The following is a 22,465-nucleotide window of genomic DNA, read 5'->3' on the forward strand; positions in this document are numbered from 1 at the left end:
CGGCGGAGCCGGCGTCATGCGTAGGCCCGTGCAAGCGAAGCGCCGCCGGGCGCAACCGCCGAGCCGGGCCTCCGGCGCAAAGCTACTCGTAAAAGTTATAAATCCCCGCCGCCATCACCAGCTGCGATGCCACTTCGTGCGCTTTCTCGCGCCCGACCAGCAGGTCGATAATCTTCAGTCCGAAGTCGATGCTGGTTCCCGGTCCCTGGCTGGTCAGCAGGTTAACCCGCGGATCCCACACCACGCGCCTGTCCTGCCACTGATTTTCCGGGATAGTATCCTTGAGGCCGGGAAAGCCGGTCATGTTGCCGATCGGAAAGATATCGTGCGGCACCAGCACCGTGCCGGCCGCCGCGCAGATGGCGGCGACGATGCGTCCGGAACGGTGAAACTGCTTCACCGTCTCGACCAGCAGCGGGCTGTCGCGAAAGCACTCCGCGCCCTTCAGGCCACCGGGCAGGACGATAATGTCGAAGTCGCCGTCGGCCACCTGCACCAGCGGCGCATCGGCCAGCAGCTTCACGCCGCGCGAGCAGGTGATGGTCAGCCCGCCGTCGCTGGCGACGCTGGCGGTGGTGACGCGAATACCGCCGCGCACCAGCAGATCGATGGTGGTGACCGCTTCCGTTTCTTCACTACCAGGGGCGAGACAAACCAGCGCCGATGCGCTCATACTCATTCTCCTTATTCTTAATCAGTTCATACAGCCGGGCGTTTTCCGGCACGTTGATGCCGTGGGCGCGGGCGCGCCGCAGCAGGTAGCCGTTGATGTAGTCGATTTCGGTGTGACGCACGGCGCGGACGTCCTGCAGCATGGATGAGATGTTGGCGGCGGTGGAGTCCACTATCTCCCAGACGTAGGCGAGCAGATCCTCCGGCGAGGAGTGGTAGCCCTCGCGCTGCATCACCGCGGCCACCTCGCCGCAGATAAGCTCCACCTGGCGCGGATAGAGGCGAAGCGCGCCGTTAGGGCAGTTGTAAATCGCCGTCAGCGGGTTGATGACGCAGTTAACCGCCAGCTTGCGCCAGCTGGATGCGCCCATATTGTTATGCCAGGCCACGTCGGGCAGCACGGCGTGGAGCGCGTCGGCAAGCCCGCTGTAGTCCGCGTTAAGCGGGCGCGCGGGGCCGATGTGGGTCGTGCCGTTGGCGACGTGAATAATCAGATTACCGTCTCGGCGCGCGGCCTGGGTCGTCATGCCCATCAGCAGCGGCTGGCGCAGCGACTGCAGCTCATCGAGGGTGCCCATGCCGTTGTGGATCAGCAGTACCGGACTACCGACCGGCAGCATCTCCGCCAGGTTTTTGACGGCGCCGGAGACCTGCCAGGCCTTGAGCGTCACCAGCAGCAGATCGCTGTGGGCGAGAAACTGCGGATCGTTGGCGGTGAGCAGCTCATTGTAGATGGCGCCGTCGGTCTCCTGCAGGTTAACGCTGCACCACGGCTGGGGCACGCGCAGCCATCCCTGTACTTCATGTCCTTGTCGATGCAGCGCCGTCAGCCATAATTGTCCAAGAGCGCCGCATCCGAGCACGGTAACTTTCATTCTTTTTCCTCACCTGCTGGGGGATTGGGCGTTATCTGCCTATTATAGCCCTGACTGCCCGAACTCCGTTAAGGCATAACGGGTTGTGTTCTCTGGCGCTGGCGGTATTATGCAACGCAACATAACGCGAGGGAGAATAAACTATGCCATCTTTCGATATCGTCTCTGAGGTCGATCTTCAGGAAGCGAAGAATGCCGTCGACAATGCGGCCCGCGAAGTCGAGTCACGCTTCGATTTTCGCGGCGTTGAGGCCACCATTGAGCTGAACGACAAAAATGAGACCATCAAGGTGCTCAGCGAGTCAGATTTCCAGGTCAACCAGCTGCTGGATATCCTGCGCGCCAAGCTGCTCAAGCGCGGCATTGAAGGTAACTCTATCGAGGTGCCGGAGGAGTTTGTCCACAGCGGAAAAACCTGGTTTGTGGAAGCGAAGCTGAAAACCGGCATCGAAAGCGCGGTGCAGAAGAAAATCGTTAAGCTGATTAAAGACAGCAAGCTGAAGGTGCAGGCGCAGATCCAGGGCGAAGAGATCCGCGTGACCGGAAAATCCCGCGACGACCTGCAGGCGGTCATGGCGCTGGTGCGCGGCGGTAATCTGGGGCAGCCGTTCCAGTTTAAGAACTTCCGCGACTGAGAGCAGCGCCGCCCCGACACAAAAAGCGGAGATTCTCCGCTTTTTTTACGCCCGCGCGATGGCCTGTTCGACGTTGACGCGGTTGGTGACTTTGCTGTCGATTTTGACATAGGCGGAGCGCTCCTCCGGCACCACCAGCACCTCCTGAATCCCTTCCTCTGCCAGCAGCCGCGTCCTGAGGCGCTCATCGGCAGCAATATCGTCAGGCAGTTCGATGCGCAGGCTGCGCAGGTAGGGCGGCTCCTGCATGGTCATCGCCACCAGCAGCCAGATGGTAGCCAGTAGCGCACCCATCAGAAAGACCGTCTGCGAATCAAAGTAGCCGTCCAGCCAGCCGCCGAGCGAACCGCCAATCGCCACGCCGAGAAACTGGCTGGTGGAGTAGATGCCCATCGCCGTGCCTTTATAGCCCGCCGGGGCCTCTTTACTGATCAGCGACGGCAGCAGGGCCTCCATCAGATTAAAGGCGAGGAAGAAGATCTGCACGCCGATGACCAGCTCCCAGAAGTGCGGCCCGGCGCCCCAGAGGACGATTTCGGCGATCACCAGCAGCGCGACGCAGAGAATAAAGACCTGCTTCATGCGCCGCTTCGCTTCGGCGTAAATAATGAAGGGAATGACGGAGACAAAAGAGACCAGCATGGTCACCAGATAGATTTTCCAGTGCTGCGCCGCCGCAAAGCCGGCGGATTCCAGCTGGCCGGGCAGGGCAACGAAGGTGGACATCAGCAGGATGTGCAGGCACATGATGCCGAAGTTGAGCTTCAGCAGGCGCGGCGCCATCAGCACCTTACTAAAGCAGCCCCTGACCATGCCAGAGTCGCGGTTGAGCACGTGGCTTTTGCTGTCCGGCACCACCAGCAGGGTAATCAGGATGCCGAGCGTTGCCAGGCCGGCAATCATCCAGAACAGGGCGTGCAGGCCGAGCCGGTGGGTAATAATCGGGCCCAGCACCATCGCAATAGCAAACGTAACGCCAAAGCTGACGCCGATAAAGGCCATTGCCTTGGTGCGGTTCTGCTCGCGGGTAAGATCAGACAGGAGCGCCATCACGGCGGCGGCAATCGCCCCGGAGCCCTGCAGCGCGCGGCCGAGGATAATGCCCCAGATAGAGTCGGACAGCGCGGCGATAACGCTGCCGAGCACAAACACCAGCAGGCCGCCGACGATCAGCGGCTTGCGGCCGATGCGGTCAGAGAGCAGCCCGAAAGGAATTTGAAATATGGCCTGCGCCAGGCCGTAAATGCCGATCGCCAGACCAATAAGCGCTTCGCTGGCGCCCTGCAGCGCCATGCCGTACGTGGTCAGAACGGGCAGAACCATAAACATGCCGAGCATGCGCAGGGAGAAAACCGTCCCCAGACCCCAGGTGGCGCGCAGCTCGCCCGGCGTCATTTTAAAATCGTTCATTGCCACCTCAAATTAAAAGCCGCGTACAGTGTAAAGGCGGGGGAGGGCAGGGTAAACATGCAGTTTTTTAACAAATATTACATTGCTATCGCGCTGATAACACAAATAAAAAAGGGTGCCGAAGCACCCTTTTAGCCATTCGGTAGTTTACCAGATAGCGGCCATCAGATTATGTGAGTCCGGCACCATAAAATCGACGGACATCATCACCGACAGCGAGGTAATGGCGACGATAGAGAAGACGAACAGCTTGCGCGCCCACACTTTATCATCTTCCACTTTATAGCCGCGCAGGGCCATGCCGAGCCACCAGACGCTGACCGCCGCCGCGACCACCAGATATTTATATCCGGCGTAGCCGCCAAGGGAGAGCATCAGGGTCGCCACGGCAAAGGCGATGATGTAGAGCGTAATGTGGTTCTTGGCCACCGAGATCCCCTTCACCACCGGCAGAACCGGGATGTTTGCCGCCTGATAATCCTTAAAGCGGAAAATCGCGATGGCGTAGGAGTGGGGCATCTGCCAGAGGCTGAAAATTGCCAGCAGGATCAGTGCGCCGCTATCAAACTCGTTGGTCACCGCGCAGTAGCCAATCACCGGCGGCGCTGCGCCGGAGAGAGAGCCAATCAGCGTGCCGTAAACCGAGTGGCGCTTCATGTACAGGCTGTAGATGCCCACGTAAACCACGAAGCCCATCACGCTCAGCCAGCAGGCCAGCGGGTTGGCGCCGAACCACAGCAGCATGAAGCCAGCAATACCCAGCAGGGTGGCGTACACCAGCGAAACGGTTGGGGAAATCAGGCCTTTAACCAGCACCCGATTCTTGGTCCGCTCCATCTTTTTATCGATATCCCGGTCGATATAGTTGTTGAATACGCAGCCGCTTGCGACGACCAGCGACACGCCGATCAGCGTATACAGGAACAACAGATAATCGATGCTGCCTTTAGAAGCCAGCAGGAAACCGCCGATTACCGAGATCAGGTTACCGAAGATGATGCCCGGTTTTGTCACTTGCAGGTATTGCTTAAACATACTCGCCGCTCTTATCGAATCATCATGTTGTAGTTGAGGTTCCACATAATCCAGATAGAACCTATCACTACGATCGCGATGATCAGGACGGTAAAGACGAATGCAGTCAAGTTCCATCCTTCATCTGATTTACTGTTCATGTGCAGGAAGCACACCAGGTGAACCAGAATCTGTACCACCGCCGTCACCAGTACTGTTCCAATCAGTGCTGCATGAGAGGCTGAACCGTTCATCACCATCCAGAACGGGATCACCGTCAGGATGATCGACAGGATAAAACCTGTCATGTAGGTTTTTACGCTACCGTGGGAAGCGCCGTGATCGGTTGAATGACTCATTACATCGCCCCCATCAGATAGACTACAGAGAACACGCAGATCCACACTACGTCCAGGAAGTGCCAGAACAGGCTCAGGCACAGGATACGGGTGCGGTTGGTGCTGGTCAGGCCGCGACGGCTAATCTGGAACATCAGTACCGCCATCCAGATAAGACCAGAAGTTACGTGCAGACCGTGTGTTCCTACCAGCGCAAAGAACGATGACAGGAAGCCGCTGCGATCCGGACCCATACCTTCAGCAATCAGGTGATGGAACTCATAGACTTCCATCGCGATGAACCCTGCACCGAACAGCCAGGTCAGGGCGAGCCAGGAGACAACCTGGCTCTTGTTGTTTTTGTACATGGCGATCGCCGCCATGCCGTAGGTGATGGAGCTGAACAGCAGCAGCGCGGTTTCCACCAGCACGAACGGCAGCTCAAAAATGTCCTTACCTGACGGGCCACCTGCGGTGTTGTTTACCAGCACCGCGTAGGTTGCGAACAGGATCGAGAACAGAATGCAGTCGCTCATCAGGTAGATCCAGAAGCCGAAGACTTTCATCGGTCCGGTATCGTGATGCCCATGGTCATGCGCGTCGTGGGCGTGCGCGTTAGTCAGAGTATCAGTTGCCATTTTTCAGCCCTGCTTTAGAAATCTCATCGAAATGCTGGTTTTCCAGTTTTTCGACTTCGGCCACCGGCACGTAGTAATCCACGTCCTCGTCGAAGCTCTTCACAATCCAGGAGATGATCATGCCGCCGAAGCCGACAATCGCCATCCACCAGATATGCCAGATCATGGCGAAACCAAAGACCGTGGCGAACGCCGCAATGATGATGCCCGCGCCGCTGTTCTTCGGCATGTGGATCTCTTCATAGCTGGCCGGCTTTTTATACGCTTCGCCTTTCTCTTTCATTTCCCAGAAGGCATCACGCTCGTGAACGTGCGGCACGTGGGCAAAGTTGTAGAACGGCGCAGGAGAGGAAGTTGACCACTCCAGCGTACGGCCACCCCACGGGTCACCGGTCAGGTCGCGATTCAGGTGACGGTCGCGGATAGAGACGTAGTACTGAATGAACTGGCAGGCAATACCGCAGGCAATCAGCACCGCACCGCCAGCAGCAATCATCAGCATCGGATGGAACTGCGGATCGATGTGCTGGCTCAGGCGACGGGTCATACCCATGAAGCCCAGGACATACAGCGGCATAAACGCCACGAAGAAGCCGATGATCCAGAACCAGAACGCGCGCTTGCCCCATTTTTCATTCAGGGTGAAGCCAAACGCTTTCGGCCACCAGTAGGTCACGCCTGCGAAGCAGCCGAAGACCACGCCGCCGATGATAACGTTGTGGAAGTGGGCGATCAGGAACAGGCTGTTGTGCAGCACGAAGTCAGCGCCCGGTACCGCCAGCAGTACGCCGGTCATCCCGCCAACCGAGAAGGTGACGATAAAGCCGATGGTCCACAGCATTGCTGAGTGGAAGACAATGCGGCCCTGGTACATGGTGAACAGCCAGTTGAAGATCTTCACCCCGGTCGGGATGGCGATAATCATGGTGGCAATACCGAAGAAGGCGTTAACGTTCGCGCCGGCACCCATGGTGAAGAAGTGGTGCAGCCAGACGATAAACGACAGGACGGTAATACACACGGTCGCCCACACCAGCGAGGTATAGCCAAACAGGCGCTTGCGGGAGAAGGTCGCCGAAATTTCTGAGAACACGCCGAACACCGGCAGTACCAGGATGTAAACTTCCGGATGGCCCCAGGCCCAGATCAGGTTGATGTACATCATCATGTTGCCGCCCATTTCGTTGGTGAAGAAATGGGTACCCAGGTAGCGGTCAAGGGTCAGCAGCGCGATAGTGACGGTCAGGATCGGGAACGAAGCGATAATCAGGATGTTAGCGCACAGAGAGGCCCAGGTGAAAACCGGCATCTTGAACATGGTCATGCCAGGCGCACGCATCTTGATAATGGTCACAAAGAAGTTAATACCGGTCAGGGTAGTACCGATACCGGAGAGCTGAAGCGCCCATATCCAGTAATCGACCCCGACGCCGGGACTGTACTCAATGCCCGATAGCGGCGGATAGGCCAGCCAGCCGGTCTGGGCAAACTCGCCCACGCCGAGAGACAGGTTTACCAGAATCACGCCGACAACGGTGAACCAGAAGCTCAGGTTATTGAGGAACGGGAACGCAACGTCGCGTGCGCCGATCTGCAGCGGGATCACCACGTTCATCAGGCCGATTACCAGCGGCATCGCCACGAAGAAGATCATGATAACGCCGTGTGCGGTAAAGATCTGGTCGTAGTGGTGCGGCGGCAGGTAGCCTGCTTCACCGGCGGATGCCAGCGCCTGCTGGCTACGCATCATAATGGCATCAGAGAAGCCACGAACCAGCATCACGATACCGACGATGCAGTACATGACGCCCAGCTTTTTGTGGTCAACCGAAGTCAGCCACTCTTTCCACAGGTAGCCCCACTTACCGAGGTAAGTGATAAGCGCCAGCAGCGCCAGACCCCCGACGATAATCGCGCCCACCGTAACCATGACAATCGGTTCATGGTAGGGCACTGCATCCAGTGTTAATTTTCCGAACATCGTTTTCTTCCTCGGCCCCTTAGTGAGCGGTTTCCGCGTGGCTCATGTCCATGCCTTCCATCCCGTCATGCGAGCTGTGCTCGCCGGCAGGCTGGCTCATGTTCATGTGGCCATGACCCATAAATTTGTTGATAACATCGGTAAACAAATTGGGTTTCACGCTGGAGAAGTATTCCACCTTGTTGTACTCGCTAGGCGCGGCCAGCTTGTCGTAGGCTGCCATATCGCTGATGCTGCTCTGCGACTGTTTAACCTTAGCGACCCACTGATCAAAGGTGGCGCGATCCGGAGTAGCAATAGCTTTGAATTTCATGCCGGAGAAGCCCGGGCCGCTATAGCTGGCGGAGATACCGTCGTAGGTGCCCGCTTCGTTGGCGATCAGGTTCAGGTTGGTTTGCATACCAGCCATCGCGTAAATCTGACTGCCCAGACGCGGAATAAACAACGAGTTCATCACGGAGTTGGAGGTCACTTTGAAGTGCACCGGAACGTTTGCCGGGAAGGCAATTTCGTTAACGGTAGCAATGCCCTGCTCCGGATAGATGAAGAACCACTTCCAGTCCATAGAAACAACTTCTATGGTCACTGGCTTCTCGTCATGGACCAGCGGTTTGCTGGGTTCGAGAGCGTGGGTAGTTTTCCAGGTGAGAACGGCAAGGAACAGGATGATCAGAATCGGCACCGTCCAGACCACAGCTTCCACTTTATTGGAGTGTGACCAGTTGGGGCTATACTTCGCATCTTTATTGCTCGCACGATACTTCCAGGCGAAACCAACAGCCATCAAGATGGCGGGAATAACGACAATCATCATCAGGCCAAAGGCCGTCAGAATCAAAGAACGTTGCTCCAGTCCAATCTGTCCTTTGGGGTCAAGGAGTGCCGAATCACAGCCGCTGAGTAATACAGATCCTGCGATTAATGACATCCATCCCAAACTTTTATTGTATTTCCTGAGTCTCATGTAACGACCTCAATTCCACGGGATCGGGTGGCGTTTAAAGTGTGGGGGCATTTTACGGTAAGGTTACATTACTGTAAACATGAATACAGAAGTGTCTTTGTGCTGTTACCGGGTCCGGCGGCTGATGTCTCAGATGTTGCGGATTGTATCGAAAGTCAGGGGTGGCGGCTTTTGCAGCAGTTTTATAACAAAACCGTGTGCCATAGGAGGGGATAGCCGAAAAGAGGTATAACTGAAAAGTAAAAGGTACAAAAAATTAACAATTAAGTATCAATAAAGAGACAATTGGAACAATATTAAAATATTTAAGCATAGCTGAATCGGTTAACAGCGAAATGATATTTTCGGCGGTTACCTATAATTTCCGATAAATTGTAAAGCACAAATGATCAATCGAAAAACATGAATAAACAACAGAAGAAATAATTGCGAATAGTAATTAGCACCCTGTGTGACATTTAAGTCTGCCTGAAGATGGCTTTGCGCGTCGCCAGGGCGTCCAGCAGTGCGCCCAGCAGCACTCCGGCGATAGCGATAAGCGCACCGCATTCCAGCAGCGCGTTGAGGAAGCCGAAGTGGGCAAGGCTCAGCGCATTAAGGATGAGCAGCACCAGCCAGATCCCCAGCAGCAGGACACCCGCCCCGAGAATTTTTATCGCCAGCGAATAGGCGTTCCGGTAATGCACCCGCGGCATAAAGTCCTCGCTCTGCCAACTGTACTCCAGCGTTTGCCGGCATAGCAACAGCAGCAGAATACCGGGGACGGCGGCAAATACGGAAAATAAATAGAAAGTTGGCCAGCCGTGGGCTTCGACAAACCAGCCCGCTACCGGGCCAACGTAGACGCGGCCAACGGCCGAAAGCGCCGACAGCAGGGCAAACTGGGTGGCGGAAAAGGACTTGTTGCACAGCGTCATCAGCAGGGCAACAAATGCCGAGGTTCCCATGCCGCCGCAGAGATTCTCGAAGAAGACCGCCGCGCCCATCGTCAGAATATTTTTGTCACTTACCGACAGCAGCCAGTAGCCGGCGTTCGACGCCCCCTGCAGAATGCCGAAGATGAGCAGAGCGCGGAACAGCGACAGCCGCTGCATCAGCACGCCGCCGTACAGCGCGCCGATAATAGTGGCAAACAGGCCGAGCGTTTTGTTCACCACCCCGACGTCGCCGGCGTCAAAGCCAACGCCGCGGATAAGAAAGGTGGTGGTCAGACTCATGGCGAAAGCATCGCCCAGCTTATAAAGCACGATGAGCAGCAGAATAAGCCACGCGTTGTTGCGGCCAAAAAAGTCGCGCAGCGGCGCGACCACCGCCTGCTCGAGGGTCTTCGGCACCGGTATGGCATCGCTGGGCTCCGGCGCCAGTAGGGTAGCGATAATGCACGGCACCATCAGCGCCGCCATCAGCCAGTACATGCCCTGCCAGCCGAGCCACCGGTCTGCCAGCCACAGCGCCAGCCCGCCGGAGACCAGCATCGCCAGCCGGTAGCCGAGCACGCTGATCGCCGCGCCGCTGCCGCGCTCTTCCGGCGGCAGGACGTCGGTTTTCCAGGCGTCAAAAACGATATCCTGCGAGGCTGAGCAGAAGGCGATAATCACCGCCAGCGCTGCCATCCAGCGCAGCTGCGACGTCGGCTCCAGGAAGCCCATTGCCGCGATAGCCGCCAGCAGGAGTATCTGCGTCGTCAGCAGCCAGCCCCGGCGGCGGCCGAGAAACGGCGGTGTATAGCGGTCCATCATCGGCGACCAGAGGAACTTAAAGACGTAGGCCTGGCCGACCAGCGAAAAGAAGCCGATAGTTTTGAGATCGATATTTTCGACGGTCATCCACGCCTGCAGCGTGCCCGATGTCAGGGCCAGCGGCAGGCCGGAGGCAAAGCCCAGCATCAGGAGAATGAAGGACTTTGGCTGCTGGAAAAATTGCAGGTAGCGGTTGGGCATAGACAATAAGTCGCGGACCCGGCGGTTTGGCCGGGTCCCACTGCCTTAACGGGCGTTCTGTTTAATGAAGTCGTGAATGCTGGTGTCCTGCGCCATGTCGGCGATGGTATCCGTCAGCACGCTGTTAACCGCATCGGCAATGTTTTTATTAGAGGCCTGGAAGGCGCCTTCAACCGAGTAGCTGGCGCGATAGTTTTTGGTCATCTTGTTGCCGCTCTGAGCGGTAGCGATGATGGCGATATCGGCCTTCGTAGCAATGTTGTAGCGCACGCTGCCCTGAGACACGTCGGCATAGAGGTTGTTTACAATGATCTGCAGATCGACAGCGCCGTTCGGGCCAATCATGTAGCCGCGCGCGGTCATCTGTTTCTCAAGCACTTCCTGCAGCAGGAAGCGCAGGTCGCGGGAGGCGGTCAGTGTGACCAGTTCATTATCACGGGTCACTTTTGCCAGCGCCTGATCCTGACGCTGGTCGGCGCCGTTAATGCTGACGGTGACGCCCATCAGGCTCGGATCCTGAGACGGCAGCGTAATTTTGGGCGACACCTCAATGGTCGTCTGCGGCTTGGCGCAGCCTGCCAGCATAAACATCGCAACCAACGGGAAGAGAATTTTCTTTAGCATGGTGAGGCTCTCAACGTTCCTGGTATTCAGTAAGCGAAAAATTCCCGCCATCATATCATCGCCAACGGCGAGGGGAAGTAGGCGGCGCAGGTAAATTCATCATCTTGAGGCTTTTTCCTGGCAGAGGCGCTTACCGGCCATTTCCGACAATTCGGATGGCAAATGTTATAAAGTCCTGCCTCAAGCAATAAATCGCAACAAAAGCTAATTTTTTGTTGTTTTTATGTAATAGAAACGGTAAAAGCGGCTAATATCTAAAGGGAAGACGGCATCTTAGCGTTGTCGGAGGAGTAAATTCATGATGATACGTGAACAGATAGAAGAAAAATTAAGGGCCGCGTTTGAACCCTTATTCCTCGAAGTCACCGATGAAAGCTATCGCCATAACGTCCCGGCAGGCTCTGAAAGCCATTTCAAGGTTGTGCTGGTCAGCGATCGCTTTGCCGGAGAACGTTTTCTCAACCGCCATCGTATGATTTACAGCACGTTAACTGCAGAGTTGTCCACAACCGTACACGCTCTGGCGCTGCACACTTATACCGTAAAGGAGTGGGAAGGCCTGCAGGACACGGTCTTCGCCTCGCCGCCCTGTCGAGGTGCCGGAAGCCTGGCGTGAATTGACATTTGCAACAGCCGGAGCTTTTCCAGTATGTTGCGTACCGATTATGTGAAAACGGCCTGCGGGCCGTTTTGTTTTGCGCGGAATTTGAGCAGTAAAGGCGATTTTCAGCTCAGAATTGCCTCAGAGTTGTGAAAAGTGGCGCACCGATGCACCATTCCCGTTCTCGACTCACCACAGTGATGCCGCTATAATGCTGCGTCTTATTTAGGAACGTCTTCGGGATGATTCTGGCGACAGGGACGGTGATTTTGCCACATCCCGCGACCGCGCAGTCGAATTCAGAGTTGACCGGGCATTGTGATTTTTTTGAGGTAACAAGATGCAAGTTTCAGTTGAAACCACTCAGGGCCTTGGCCGCCGTGTAACGATTACTATCGCTGCTGACAGCATCGAAAACGCTGTAAAAAGCGAGCTGGTCAACGTTGCGAAAAAAGTTCGCATCGACGGTTTCCGTAAGGGCAAAGTACCAATGAATGTTGTTGCTCAGCGTTATGGCGCCTCTGTTCGCCAGGACGTGCTGGGCGACCTGATGAGCCGCAACTTCGTTGACGCGATCATCAAAGAGAAAATCAATCCGGCCGGTGCCCCGAACTACGTTCCGGGCGAATACAAGCTGGGTGAAGATTTCACCTACGCAGTAGAGTTTGAAGTTTACCCGGAAGTCGAGCTGAAAGGCCTCGACACCATCGAAGTGGAAAAGCCGGTTGTTGAAGTCACCGACGCTGACGTTGACGGCATGCTGGACACCCTGCGCAAGCAGCAGGCGACCTGGAAAGATAAAGAAGGCGCCGTTGACGCAGAAGATCGCGTGACCGTGGACTTCACCGGCTCTATCGACGGCGAAGAGTTCGAAGGCGGCAAAGCCACTGATTTCGTTCTGGCCATGGGCCAGGGCCGCATGATCCCGGGCTTCGAAGACGGTATCAAAGGTCACAAAGCGGGCGAAGAGTTCACCATCGACGTGACCTTCCCGGAAGACTACCACGCTGAAAACCTGAAGGGTAAAGCCGCTAAGTTCGCTATCAACCTGAAGAAAGTGGAAGAGCGCGAACTGCCGGAACTGACCGCTGAATTCATCAGCCGCTTTGGCGTTGAAGATGGCTCCGTTGACGGCCTGCGCGCAGAAGTGCGTAAAAACATGGAGCGCGAGCTGAAAGGCGCGGTACGTAACCGCATCAAAGCTCAGGCTATCGACGGTCTGGTGAATGCCAATGACATCGACGTGCCGGCTGCCCTGATCGACAGCGAAATCGACGTTCTGCGCCAGCAGGCGGCTCAGCGCTTCGGCGGCAACGCCAAGCAGGCAATGGAGCTGCCGCGCGAACTGTTCGAAGAGCAGGCTAAGCGCCGCGTGGTTGTCGGCCTGCTGCTGGGCGAAGTGATCCGCACCAACGAGCTGAAAGCTGACGAAGATCGCGTGAAAGCGCTGATCGAAGAGATGGCTTCCGCTTACGAAGATCCGAAAGAAGTTGTTGAGTTCTACGGCAAAAACAAAGAGCTGATGGACAACATGCGCAATGTCGCTCTGGAAGAACAGGCGGTTGAAGCCGTTCTCAACCAGGCGAAAGTGTCTGAAAAAGCAACCTCCTTCAACGAACTGATGAACCAGCAGGCGTAATTATCGCCCCGCGCGTTTAAAGTTTGAGCAAAAAACCCGTTGCCCTCCGGCAACGGGTTTTTTTATTGCATAACCTGGTGACGAAGCGTGCCAAAACGGCGTTTCGGGGTTAGCGTAACAGCAAAAGATTGTTATGCTTGAACCAGAGCATGGTCGTCCCCATATGAAGGGGATGAACATTCAGACTGGCTGATACTCCGTCCGCAAGGTTACAATCAGTACAGCAGGTATTTTAATTCTTATCCAGGAGACGGATATGTCATACAGTGGCGAACGAGAAAATGCACCCCATATGGCCCTGGTGCCGATGGTTATTGAGCAGACCTCACGCGGTGAGCGCTCTTTTGATATCTACTCCCGTCTGCTCAAGGAGCGCGTTATCTTTCTGACCGGCCAGGTGGAAGACCACATGGCAAACCTGATCGTCGCGCAGATGCTGTTTCTGGAAGCGGAAAACCCGGAAAAAGATATTTACCTGTACATCAACTCGCCGGGCGGCGTGATCACCGCGGGAATGTCCATCTACGACACCATGCAGTTTATCAAGCCGGACGTCAGCACGATTTGTATGGGGCAGGCGGCTTCCATGGGCGCATTCCTGCTGACGGCGGGGGCTAAGGGCAAGCGTTTCTGCCTGCCGAACTCCCGGGTGATGATTCACCAGCCGCTGGGCGGCTATCAGGGACAGGCGACGGACATCGAAATCCACGCCAAAGAGATCCTGAAAGTTAAAGCGCGCATGAATGAACTTATGGCGCAGCACACGGGTCAATCCCTTGAGCAGATTGAGCGCGATACCGAGCGCGATCGCTTCCTCTCTGCACCAGAGGCGGTTGAGTACGGTCTGGTAGACTCGATTTTGACCCATCGTAATTAATGCCGGTGAGTGGGGTGCCGCTATACTGTCTATTGGGCGGCACGTTATACGACTGGCATTTGCGTCGTCATATGCGGCACAAAGAACTTAGAAAGAGGTTTGGTCATGACAGATAAACGCAAAGATGGTTCGGGCAAACTGTTGTACTGCTCTTTTTGCGGCAAAAGCCAGCATGAAGTGCGTAAGCTCATCGCCGGCCCATCCGTGTATATCTGCGACGAATGCGTTGACTTATGTAACGACATCATTCGCGAAGAGATTAAAGAGGTCGCGCCGCACCGCGAGCGCAGCGCGCTGCCGACGCCGCACGAAATTCGCCACCACCTGGATGACTACGTCATCGGCCAGGAGCGGGCGAAAAAAGTGCTGGCGGTTGCGGTATATAACCACTACAAGCGCCTGCGCAACGGCGATACCAGCAACGGCGTCGAGCTGGGTAAAAGCAACATTCTGCTGATTGGCCCAACCGGCTCCGGTAAAACCCTGCTGGCGGAAACGCTGGCGCGTCTGCTGGACGTGCCGTTCACCATGGCGGATGCCACCACGCTGACCGAAGCGGGCTACGTCGGTGAAGACGTTGAGAACATCATCCAGAAGCTGCTGCAGAAGTGCGACTACGATGTGCAGAAAGCGCAGCGCGGCATCGTCTATATCGATGAGATCGACAAAATTTCCCGCAAGTCGGATAACCCGTCGATTACCCGCGACGTCTCCGGTGAAGGCGTGCAGCAGGCGCTGCTGAAGCTGATTGAAGGCACCGTGGCGGCGGTACCGCCGCAGGGCGGGCGTAAGCATCCGCAGCAGGAGTTCCTGCAGGTCGATACTTCGAAGATCCTCTTTATTTGCGGCGGCGCCTTTGCCGGCCTGGATAAAGTGATCGCCAACCGCGTTGAAACCGGCTCCGGCATCGGCTTTGGCGCGACGGTGAAAGGTAAATCGGAAAAAGCCAGCGAAGGGCAGCTGCTGGAGCAGGTCGAGCCGGAAGATCTGATCAAGTTTGGTCTGATCCCCGAATTCATCGGCCGTCTGCCGGTGGTGGCAACCCTCAACGAGCTGAGCGAAGAAGCGCTGATTCAGATCCTCAAAGAGCCGAAAAACGCCCTGACCAAGCAGTACCAGGCGCTGTTTAATCTTGAAGGCGTCGATCTGGAGTTCCGCGAAGAGGCGCTGGACGCTATCGCCAAGAAGGCGATGGCCCGTAAAACCGGTGCCCGCGGCCTGCGCTCCATCGTTGAAGCCTCGCTGCTCGATACCATGTACGACCTGCCTTCCATGGAAGACGTCGAAAAAGTGGTTATCGATGAGTCGGTGATCGCCGGGCAGACCAAGCCGCTGCTGATCTACGGAAAATCCGATACCCAGCAGGCATCTGGTGAATAATTAACCAGTTTGTTCAAGCAATTAGCCAAAAGGGGGATATTTTATCCCCCTTTTACTTTTCCGCTATTCCTGCCGTTGAATGTGTGGGAAACATCCCCATATACTGAACTACATGTTACGGTGGCGCGGGCGCTGTATCGCGCTACTGACTACCTGGCGGACTTTAAACTTAAGAGAGAGCTCTATGAATCCTGAGCGTTCTGAACGCATTGAAATCCCCGTATTGCCGTTGCGCGATGTGGTGGTTTATCCGCATATGGTCATCCCCTTGTTTGTAGGGCGGGAAAAATCTATCCGTTGTCTCGAAGCGGCTATGGACCATGATAAAAAAATCATGCTGGTCGCTCAGAAAGACGCGTCAACGGATGAGCCGGGTGTAAACGATCTTTTCACCGTTGGGACCGTGGCCTCTATTCTGCAGATGCTCAAGCTGCCTGACGGTACCGTTAAAGTGCTGGTGGAAGGCCTGCAGCGCGCGCGCATTTCCGCGCTTTCTGACAACGGCGAATACTTTTCGGCGAAAGCGGAGTATCTCGAATCGCCGGCTATCGAAGAGCGCGAGCAGGAGGTGCTGGTCCGCACCGCCATCAGCCAGTTTGAAGGCTACATCAAGCTCAACAAAAAAATCCCGCCGGAAGTGCTGACCTCCCTGAACAGCATTGATGACCCGGCGCGCCTGGCGGATACCATCGCCGCGCACATGCCGCTGAAGCTGTCAGACAAGCAGTCCGTACTGGAGATGTCCGACGTTAACGAGCGTCTGGAATATCTGATGGCGATGATGGAATCGGAAATCGACCTGCTGCAGGTTGAAAAGCGCATCCGCAACCGCGTCAAAAAGCAGATGGAGAAATCCCAGCGCGAGTACTACCTCAACGAGCAGATGAAGGCGATTCAGAAAGAGCTCGGCGAGATGGACGACGCGCCGGACGAAAACGAAGCCCTGAAGCGCAAAATCGACGCGGCCAAAATGCCGAAAGAGGCCAAAGAGAAGGCCGAAGCCGAGCTGCAGAAGCTGAAGATGATGTCGCCCATGTCGGCGGAAGCCACCGTGGTGCGCGGCTACATCGACTGGATGGTGCAGGTGCCGTGGAATGCGCGCAGCAAGGTCAAAAAAGACCTGCGCCAGGCGCAGGAAATCCTCGACACCGACCACTACGGCCTGGAGCGCGTCAAAGACCGCATCCTTGAGTACCTCGCGGTGCAGAGCCGGGTGAACAAGCTGAAGGGGCCGATTCTGTGCCTGGTGGGACCGCCGGGGGTGGGTAAAACCTCGCTGGGCCAGTCCATCGCCAAAGCGACCGGGCGCAAGTACGTCCGCATGGCGCTGGGCGGCGTGCGCGATGAAGCGGAAATCCGCGGCCATCGCCGGACCTACATCGGCTCTATGCCGGGCAAGCTGATTCAGAAGATGGCGAAAGTGGGCGTCAAAAACCCGCTGTTCCTGCTGGATGAGATCGACAAGATGTCTTCCGACATGCGCGGCGATCCGGCCTCGGCCCTGCTGGAAGTGCTGGATCCGGAACAGAACGTGACCTTCAACGATCACTATCTGGAAGTGGATTACGATCTCAGCGACGTGATGTTTGTGGCGACCTCTAACTCCATGAACATTCCGGCGCCGCTGCTTGACCGTATGGAAGTGATCCGCCTCTCCGGTTACACCGAGGACGAAAAACTCAATATCGCGAAGCAGCATCTGCTGCCGAAGCAGATTGAGCGCAACGCGCTGAAGAAGGGCGAGCTGACGGTCGACGACAGCGCCATCATCGGCATTATCCGCTACTACACCCGCGAAGCGGGCGTGCGTAGCCTGGAGCGCGAAATCTCCAAGCTGTGCCGCAAGGCGGTCAAGCAGCTGCTGCTGGATAAGACGCGCAAGCATATCGACATCAACGGCGATAACCTGCACGACTATCTCGGCGTTCAGCGCTTCGACTACGGCCGCGCCGACAGCGAAAACCGCGTGGGTCAGGTGACCGGCCTGGCGTGGACGGAAGTGGGCGGCGATCTGCTGACCATCGAAACCGCCTGCGTGCCTGGCAAGGGCAAGCTGACATACACCGGCTCGCTGGGCGAGGTGATGCAGGAGTCCATTCAGGCCGCGCTGACCGTGGTTCGCGCCCGCGCCGAGAAGCTCGGCATTAACGGCGACTTCTACGAGAAGCGTGACATCCACGTGCACGTGCCGGAAGGGGCAACGCCGAAGGACGGCCCAAGCGCCGGTATCGCTATGTGCACGGCGCTGGTTTCCTGCCTGACCGGTAACCCGGTGCGCTCTGATGTGGCCATGACCGGCGAAATCACCCTGCGCGGGCAGGTGCTGCCTATCGGCGGGCTGAAAGAGAAGCTACTGGCGGCGCATCGCGGTGGAATTAAGACTGTTCTTATCCCCGACGACAACAAGCGCGATCTGGAAGAGATCCCGGACAACGTGATTGCCGATCTGGATATCCATCCCGTTAAGAGTATTGAGGAAGTTCTGACTCTCGCCTTGCAGAATGCGCCTTACGGCATGCAGGTGGTTAGCGCAAAATAGTGACCTCGCGCAAAGAGCGTCAATAAAAACAGGGCTGGGAAGTGATTTGTCACTTGCCAGCCTTTTTTTGTATAGCTAATTTAGATTGCTGGATGTCCCAGCCATATACAACGGGTGTTGTAAGGGCATGACACTCCTGATATAACTGCTGCGCCGTCGCGCTGCGAAGGATTCCAGCGCGATATAAATTATAACGAGAGGAAGAGAACAGTGAATAAATCTCAACTGATTGACAAAATTGCTGCAGGTGCGGATATCTCTAAAGCTGCCGCTGGACGTGCGTTAGATGCTTTAATTGCTTCCGTTACCGAATCTCTGCAGGCCGGGGACGATGTTGCGCTGGTAGGGTTTGGAACCTTTGCTGTTAAAGAGCGTGCTGCCCGTACTGGTCGCAACCCGCAGACAGGTAAAGAGATCACCATCGCTGCCGCGAAAGTTCCGGGTTTCCGTGCAGGTAAGGCACTGAAAGACGCGGTAAACTGATCGCTTTCCCTCCAGGGGAGCTTAAAAGTACAAGGGCGCATCAACCGATGTGCCTTTTTTCGTTTATATGCCCTAATTTCTGACATTTCCCCGGCCCTGAGGGCTGACAACCACTGCCTTTTCTTGTCACAATAGCTCCCCCTCGCGCCGCATTCCTCGTTGTCTGCCGTGCGTGAAATAGTCATCTACAGCGGAGCGTTGTTAAACCATGATGGACAGCTTACGTACGGCGGCCAACAGCCTCGTACTCAAAATCATTTTCGGGGTTATTATCGCGTCTTTCATCCTGACGGGCGTGAGCAGCTACCTGATTGGCGGTAACAACAACTATGCCGCAAAAGTAAACGGTCAGGAGATCAGCCGCGGACAGTTCGAAAACGCCGTTGCCAGCGAGCGCAACCGCCTGCAGCAGCAGGACCGCGAACGCTTCTCCGAAATGGCCGGCGATGAAAACTTTATGAAAGCCATGCGCCAGCAGGTGCTGAGCCAGCTGGTGGACGAAGCGCTGCTCGATCAGTACGCCAAAAGTCTCGGCCTCGCCATCAGCGACGATCAGGTTAAGCAGGCGATTTTCCAGACCCAGGCTTTCCAGGCTAACGGTAAATTCGACAATCAGCGCTTTACCGGCATCGTCAACCAGATGGGCATGTCTACCGATCAGTACGCTCAGGCGCTGCGCCGTCAGCTGACCACCCAGCAGCTGGTCAACGCCGTGCTGGGTTCAGAATTCATGCTGCCGGGCGAAACCAATCAGCTGGCGGCCCTGGTTTCCCAGCAGCGCGTGGTGCGCGAAGCGACCATCGACGTTAACGCCCTGGCGGCGAAACAGACGGTCAGCGATGCCGAAATTAACGGCTACTACGAGCAGCACAAAGACCAGTTCCTCGCGCCGGAGCAGTTCCGCGTCAGCTACATCAAGATGGATGCGGCAGGCATGGCGGAAAACGCCACTGACCAGGATATCCAGTCTTACTACGATCAGCACCAGGAGCAGTTCACCCAGCCTGAGCGCGTGCGCTACAGCGTGATTCAGACCAAAACCGAAGCCGACGCCAAAGCCGCCCTCGACGAGCTGAACAAAGGCGCCGATTTTGCCGCCGTGGCGAAAGCCAAATCCACCGACATTATTTCGGCGAAAAATGGCGGCGATATGGGCTGGCTTGAGGCCTCCACCACGCCGGACGAGCTGAAAAACGCCGGTCTGAAAGAGAAGGGTCAGCTCTCCGGGGTGATCAAATCCAGCGTTGGCTTCCTGGTCGCGCGCCTGGACGATATTCAGCCGGCGAAAACTAAACCGCTGGCCGACGTGAAGGATGAGATTGCGGCTAAGGTGAAGCAGGATAAAGCGCTGGATGCCTACTACGCCCTGCAGCAGAAGGTCAGCGATGCCGCCAGCAACGACAACGAATCCCTGGCGGGCGCCGAACAGGTTGCCGGCGTGAAGGCCGTTGAGACCGGCTGGTTTGGCCGCGACAGCCTGCCGGCAGAGCTGAACTTCAAGCCGGTGGCAGATGCCATCTTCAACGGCGGCCTGGTCGGCGAGAACGGCACGCCGGGCAGCAACTCTGACATCATCACCGTCGACGGCGACCGCGCCTTCGTGCTGCGCATCAGCGAGCACAAGCCGCAGAGCACGAAGCCGCTGGCCGAGGTCAAAGCGCAGGTCACGGACATCGTTAAGCACAACAAGGCCGAACAACAGGCGCGCCTGGATGCAGAAAAAGTGCTGGCCGCGCTGAAGAGCGGTAAAGGCGATGCGGCGATGAAAGACGCGGGGCTGAGCTTTGGCGCACCGCAGACCCTGAGCCGCACCGGCCAGGATCCGCTGAGCCAGACCGCGTTCAGCCTGGCGCTTCCTGAGAAGGGGAAAGCCAACTACGGTATCGGCTCCGATATGCAGGGTAACGTGGTGCTGGTGGCGCTGGATGAAGTCAAAGACGGCACCATGCCGGAAACGCAGAAGCAGGTGATGGTCCAGCGCATTACCCAGAACAATGCGCAGATTGCCTTCGAAGCCCTGATGTCCAGCCTGCGCAAAGAGGCGAAAATCAAGCTCGGTGACGTGGCGCAGCAGCAGTAATTTCCGATACTGCTCGCAGATTTTTGTCCCTCTCTGCAATACCTGAAGGCCGCTTTCGCGGCCTTTTCCATTTCTGCATTTTCGCTTTTGTTTCTGTATCTGCCGCTGAGTATGGTTATCCCGCTGTCAACAAACAAGGAGATAACAGCATGAATGCAGGAATGAAAGCCGTCCTTCTGAGCCTCTCACTGGCCTGGTTTGGCGCAAGCGCGGTAGCCACGGCCTCGCCGTCTGCGGTCAAAGCCTCACCGGAGCCCGCGGCGGCGGGGCAGGTGGCCGCCGCGGATAAGGTGAACATCAACACTGCCAGCGCGGAAGAACTGGCGCGGGTGATGAACGGCGTCGGGCTAAAAAAAGCGCAGGCGATCGTGAATCACCGGGAGGAGTTTGGTCCCTTCAAGACCCTTGACGACCTGCGGCAGGTGCCGGGCATGGGCGGCGCGCTGGTGGAGCGCAACCTGGCGCATCTGATGCTTTAAGCAAACGCGGAGTTTGCATCGACCTGAAAAAATGCCAGACTGAGGAGGTCGTACCAGTGTGCGACCTCTGACTCTATATAAAAAATAAGGCTATTGCGCTATGCAGACACAAATTAAAGTCCGTGGTTTTCATCTTGACGTCTATCAGCACGTCAACAACGCCCGCTATCTTGAGTTTCTGGAAGAGGCCCGCTGGGACGGGCTGGAGAACAGCGCCAGCTTCCAGTGGATGATGCGGCACAACATCGCCTTCGTGGTGGTCAACATCAATATTAACTACCGCCGGCCGGCGGTGCTGGGCGATCTGCTGACCGTCAGCAGCGAACTGAAGCAGCTTAACGGCAAAAGCGGCATCCTGAGCCAGGTCATTACCCGAGGCGCGGAGGGCGACGTGGTCGCCGATGCGCAGATAACCTTCGTCTGTATCGATCTTAAAACGCAAAAATCGCTGCCGCTGGAGGGCGAACTGCGGGAGCAGGTGGAGGCGATGGTCGCCTGATGAATTCCCGCCCGGCAGCCGCGGCTGCCGGGAGAGTCGCTTATTGCAGACCCGCTTTTTCCTTCATCGCCGCCGTCACGCCCGTCTTATCGGCCAGATAGTGATTCAGGCCGTTAGCGCGCAGGTTGCAGGCGGCGCACTGACCGCAGCCGTCGCCTTTAATACCGTTGTAGCAGGTGAGCGTCTCGTGGCGCACCAGATCAAGCTGGCCCCAGTAGTCCGCCAGCGCCCAGGTCTCTGCCTTATCCAGCCACATCAGCGGCGTCTCAAAGCGAACTTCTTTCGCCATGCCCAGATTCACAGCGTGGTTCAGCGCCTTCACAAACTCGTCCCGGCAGTCCGGGTAGCCGGAGAAGTCGGTTTCGCACACGCCGGTTATTACCGCTTCTGCCTGCACCTGGTAAGCGTAAATGGCGGTCAGGGTCAGAAAAAGGATATTGCGACCGGGCACGAAGGTGTTGGGTATGCCGCTGGCGTCGGGCGCATAATCGGGCACCGGAATGCTGTCGCGGGTCAGGCTGCTGACTGCCAGCTCGCCGAGCAGATTGACGTCCAGCACTTTGTGGGCGCGGGCGCCGAGCTTCTTCGCCAGCTGGCGGGCAACGTCTATTTCCGCCCGGTGGCGCTGGCCGTAGTCGAAGGTGACGCAGTGAACTTCATCGTACTGCTGCAGAGCCTGAATCAGGCAGGTAGTGGAGTCCTGGCCCCCGCTGAACACCACAACGGCGCGTTTCATAGCAAATCCTGTCAAAAAAAACGAAGAGGCCTATGGTAGCGCCTCCGGGCGAGGACCACCA

At 56.7% G+C, this 22,465-nt stretch carries 21 protein-coding genes; 10 read left to right on the plus strand and 11 right to left on the minus strand.

Annotated elements, in window-relative coordinates; translation table 11 throughout:
• Positions 1 to 82: 82 nt before the first annotated feature.
• Positions 83 to 673 carry a protein deglycase YajL gene (gene yajL / locus ENGE1_RS10525; RefSeq protein ID WP_043085639.1) on the minus strand — a complete coding sequence of 197 codons (591 nt, stop codon included), beginning with the start codon at positions 671 to 673 and terminating at the stop codon, positions 83 to 85.
• Positions 636 to 1,547 (minus strand): 2-dehydropantoate 2-reductase, encoded by a 912-nt coding sequence (gene panE, locus ENGE1_RS10530; protein WP_048253690.1) that lies wholly within the window; start codon positions 1,545 to 1,547, stop codon positions 636 to 638. Before panE ends, yajL begins: the two co-directional genes overlap by 38 nt.
• Before the next feature lie 143 nt (positions 1,548 to 1,690).
• On the opposite strand from panE, the gene ENGE1_RS10535 reads away from it, so the two are divergent.
• Positions 1,691 to 2,182 (plus strand): YajQ family cyclic di-GMP-binding protein, encoded by a 492-nt coding sequence (locus tag ENGE1_RS10535; RefSeq protein WP_043085637.1) that lies wholly within the window; start codon positions 1,691 to 1,693, stop codon positions 2,180 to 2,182.
• 45 nt (positions 2,183 to 2,227) lie between these two features.
• Here the strand turns inward: ENGE1_RS10535 and ENGE1_RS10540 are convergent, their stop codons facing one another.
• From ENGE1_RS10540 to ENGE1_RS10575, 8 genes are all read right to left on the minus strand, one after another.
• A complete protein-coding gene (locus ENGE1_RS10540) occupies positions 2,228 to 3,592 on the minus strand; it encodes an MFS transporter (RefSeq protein WP_048253689.1) in 1,365 nt (454 codons plus the stop codon).
• Between the two features lie 147 nt (positions 3,593 to 3,739).
• Positions 3,740 to 4,627 carry a heme o synthase gene (gene cyoE / locus ENGE1_RS10545; protein ID WP_048253688.1) on the minus strand — a complete coding sequence of 296 codons (888 nt, stop codon included), beginning with the start codon at positions 4,625 to 4,627 and terminating at the stop codon, positions 3,740 to 3,742.
• A gap of 11 nt (positions 4,628 to 4,638) precedes the next feature.
• On the minus strand, positions 4,639 to 4,965 hold the full coding sequence (locus ENGE1_RS10550; RefSeq protein ID WP_043085633.1) for a cytochrome o ubiquinol oxidase subunit IV: 327 nt from the start codon (positions 4,963 to 4,965) through the stop codon (positions 4,639 to 4,641).
• Positions 4,965 to 5,582 carry a cytochrome o ubiquinol oxidase subunit III gene (locus ENGE1_RS10555; protein WP_043085632.1) on the minus strand — a complete coding sequence of 206 codons (618 nt, stop codon included), beginning with the start codon at positions 5,580 to 5,582 and terminating at the stop codon, positions 4,965 to 4,967. The genes ENGE1_RS10550 and ENGE1_RS10555 overlap by 1 nt, the downstream gene beginning before the upstream one ends.
• The gene (cyoB, locus tag ENGE1_RS10560; RefSeq protein ID WP_043085631.1) at positions 5,572 to 7,563 is read right to left on the minus strand and encodes a cytochrome o ubiquinol oxidase subunit I; all 1,992 of its coding nucleotides are present in this window, start codon (positions 7,561 to 7,563) and stop codon (positions 5,572 to 5,574) included. The genes ENGE1_RS10555 and cyoB overlap by 11 nt, the downstream gene beginning before the upstream one ends.
• Positions 7,564 to 7,582: 19 nt before the next feature.
• Positions 7,583 to 8,527 (minus strand): cytochrome o ubiquinol oxidase subunit II, encoded by a 945-nt coding sequence (gene cyoA / locus ENGE1_RS10565; RefSeq protein ID WP_045288190.1) that lies wholly within the window; start codon positions 8,525 to 8,527, stop codon positions 7,583 to 7,585.
• 458 nt (positions 8,528 to 8,985) lie between these two features.
• On the minus strand, positions 8,986 to 10,467 hold the full coding sequence (gene ampG, locus ENGE1_RS10570; RefSeq protein WP_048253687.1) for a muropeptide MFS transporter AmpG: 1,482 nt from the start codon (positions 10,465 to 10,467) through the stop codon (positions 8,986 to 8,988).
• 45 nt (positions 10,468 to 10,512) lie between these two features.
• The gene (locus ENGE1_RS10575; RefSeq protein WP_043085628.1) at positions 10,513 to 11,091 is read right to left on the minus strand and encodes a lipoprotein; all 579 of its coding nucleotides are present in this window, start codon (positions 11,089 to 11,091) and stop codon (positions 10,513 to 10,515) included.
• 298 nt (positions 11,092 to 11,389) lie between these two features.
• Here ENGE1_RS10575 and bolA point away from each other — a divergent pair, with 298 nt between their 5' ends.
• From bolA to ENGE1_RS10620, 9 genes are all read left to right on the plus strand, one after another.
• Positions 11,390 to 11,707 carry a transcriptional regulator BolA gene (gene bolA / locus ENGE1_RS10580; RefSeq protein WP_043085627.1) on the plus strand — a complete coding sequence of 106 codons (318 nt, stop codon included), beginning with the start codon at positions 11,390 to 11,392 and terminating at the stop codon, positions 11,705 to 11,707.
• 325 nt (positions 11,708 to 12,032) lie between these two features.
• The gene (tig, locus tag ENGE1_RS10585; RefSeq protein WP_048253686.1) at positions 12,033 to 13,331 is read left to right on the plus strand and encodes a trigger factor; all 1,299 of its coding nucleotides are present in this window, start codon (positions 12,033 to 12,035) and stop codon (positions 13,329 to 13,331) included.
• Between the two features lie 256 nt (positions 13,332 to 13,587).
• Entirely contained in the window at positions 13,588 to 14,208 is a 621-nt protein-coding gene (clpP, locus tag ENGE1_RS10590) for an ATP-dependent Clp endopeptidase proteolytic subunit ClpP (protein ID WP_043085625.1), read from the plus strand.
• Positions 14,209 to 14,313: 105 nt separating this feature from the next.
• On the plus strand, positions 14,314 to 15,588 hold the full coding sequence (gene clpX, locus ENGE1_RS10595) for an ATP-dependent protease ATP-binding subunit ClpX (protein WP_043085623.1): 1,275 nt from the start codon (positions 14,314 to 14,316) through the stop codon (positions 15,586 to 15,588).
• A gap of 184 nt (positions 15,589 to 15,772) precedes the next feature.
• Positions 15,773 to 18,127 carry an endopeptidase La gene (gene lon / locus ENGE1_RS10600; protein ID WP_043085622.1) on the plus strand — a complete coding sequence of 785 codons (2,355 nt, stop codon included), beginning with the start codon at positions 15,773 to 15,775 and terminating at the stop codon, positions 18,125 to 18,127.
• Positions 18,128 to 18,337: 210 nt separating this feature from the next.
• Positions 18,338 to 18,610 carry a nucleoid-associated protein HU-beta gene (gene hupB, locus ENGE1_RS10605; RefSeq protein WP_002444653.1) on the plus strand — a complete coding sequence of 91 codons (273 nt, stop codon included), beginning with the start codon at positions 18,338 to 18,340 and terminating at the stop codon, positions 18,608 to 18,610.
• Between the two features lie 208 nt (positions 18,611 to 18,818).
• Positions 18,819 to 20,690, plus strand: coding sequence for a peptidylprolyl isomerase (gene ppiD / locus ENGE1_RS10610; RefSeq protein WP_048253684.1), 1,872 nt, complete (start codon positions 18,819 to 18,821; stop codon positions 20,688 to 20,690).
• A 149-nt stretch (positions 20,691 to 20,839) separates the two neighbouring features.
• Entirely contained in the window at positions 20,840 to 21,169 is a 330-nt protein-coding gene (locus ENGE1_RS10615) for a helix-hairpin-helix domain-containing protein (RefSeq protein ID WP_048253683.1), read from the plus strand.
• 100 nt (positions 21,170 to 21,269) lie between these two features.
• Entirely contained in the window at positions 21,270 to 21,668 is a 399-nt protein-coding gene (locus ENGE1_RS10620; RefSeq protein WP_043085617.1) for a YbgC/FadM family acyl-CoA thioesterase, read from the plus strand.
• Between the two features lie 40 nt (positions 21,669 to 21,708).
• On the opposite strand, the gene queC is transcribed toward ENGE1_RS10620, so the two are convergent.
• Positions 21,709 to 22,404 (minus strand): 7-cyano-7-deazaguanine synthase QueC, encoded by a 696-nt coding sequence (gene queC / locus ENGE1_RS10625; RefSeq protein WP_048253682.1) that lies wholly within the window; start codon positions 22,402 to 22,404, stop codon positions 21,709 to 21,711.
• Between the last annotated feature and the right edge of the window lie 61 nt (positions 22,405 to 22,465).

Source organism: Pluralibacter gergoviae ATCC 33028 = NBRC 105706, from assembly GCF_001598855.1.
Lineage (GTDB): Bacteria > Pseudomonadota > Gammaproteobacteria > Enterobacterales > Enterobacteriaceae > Pluralibacter > Pluralibacter gergoviae.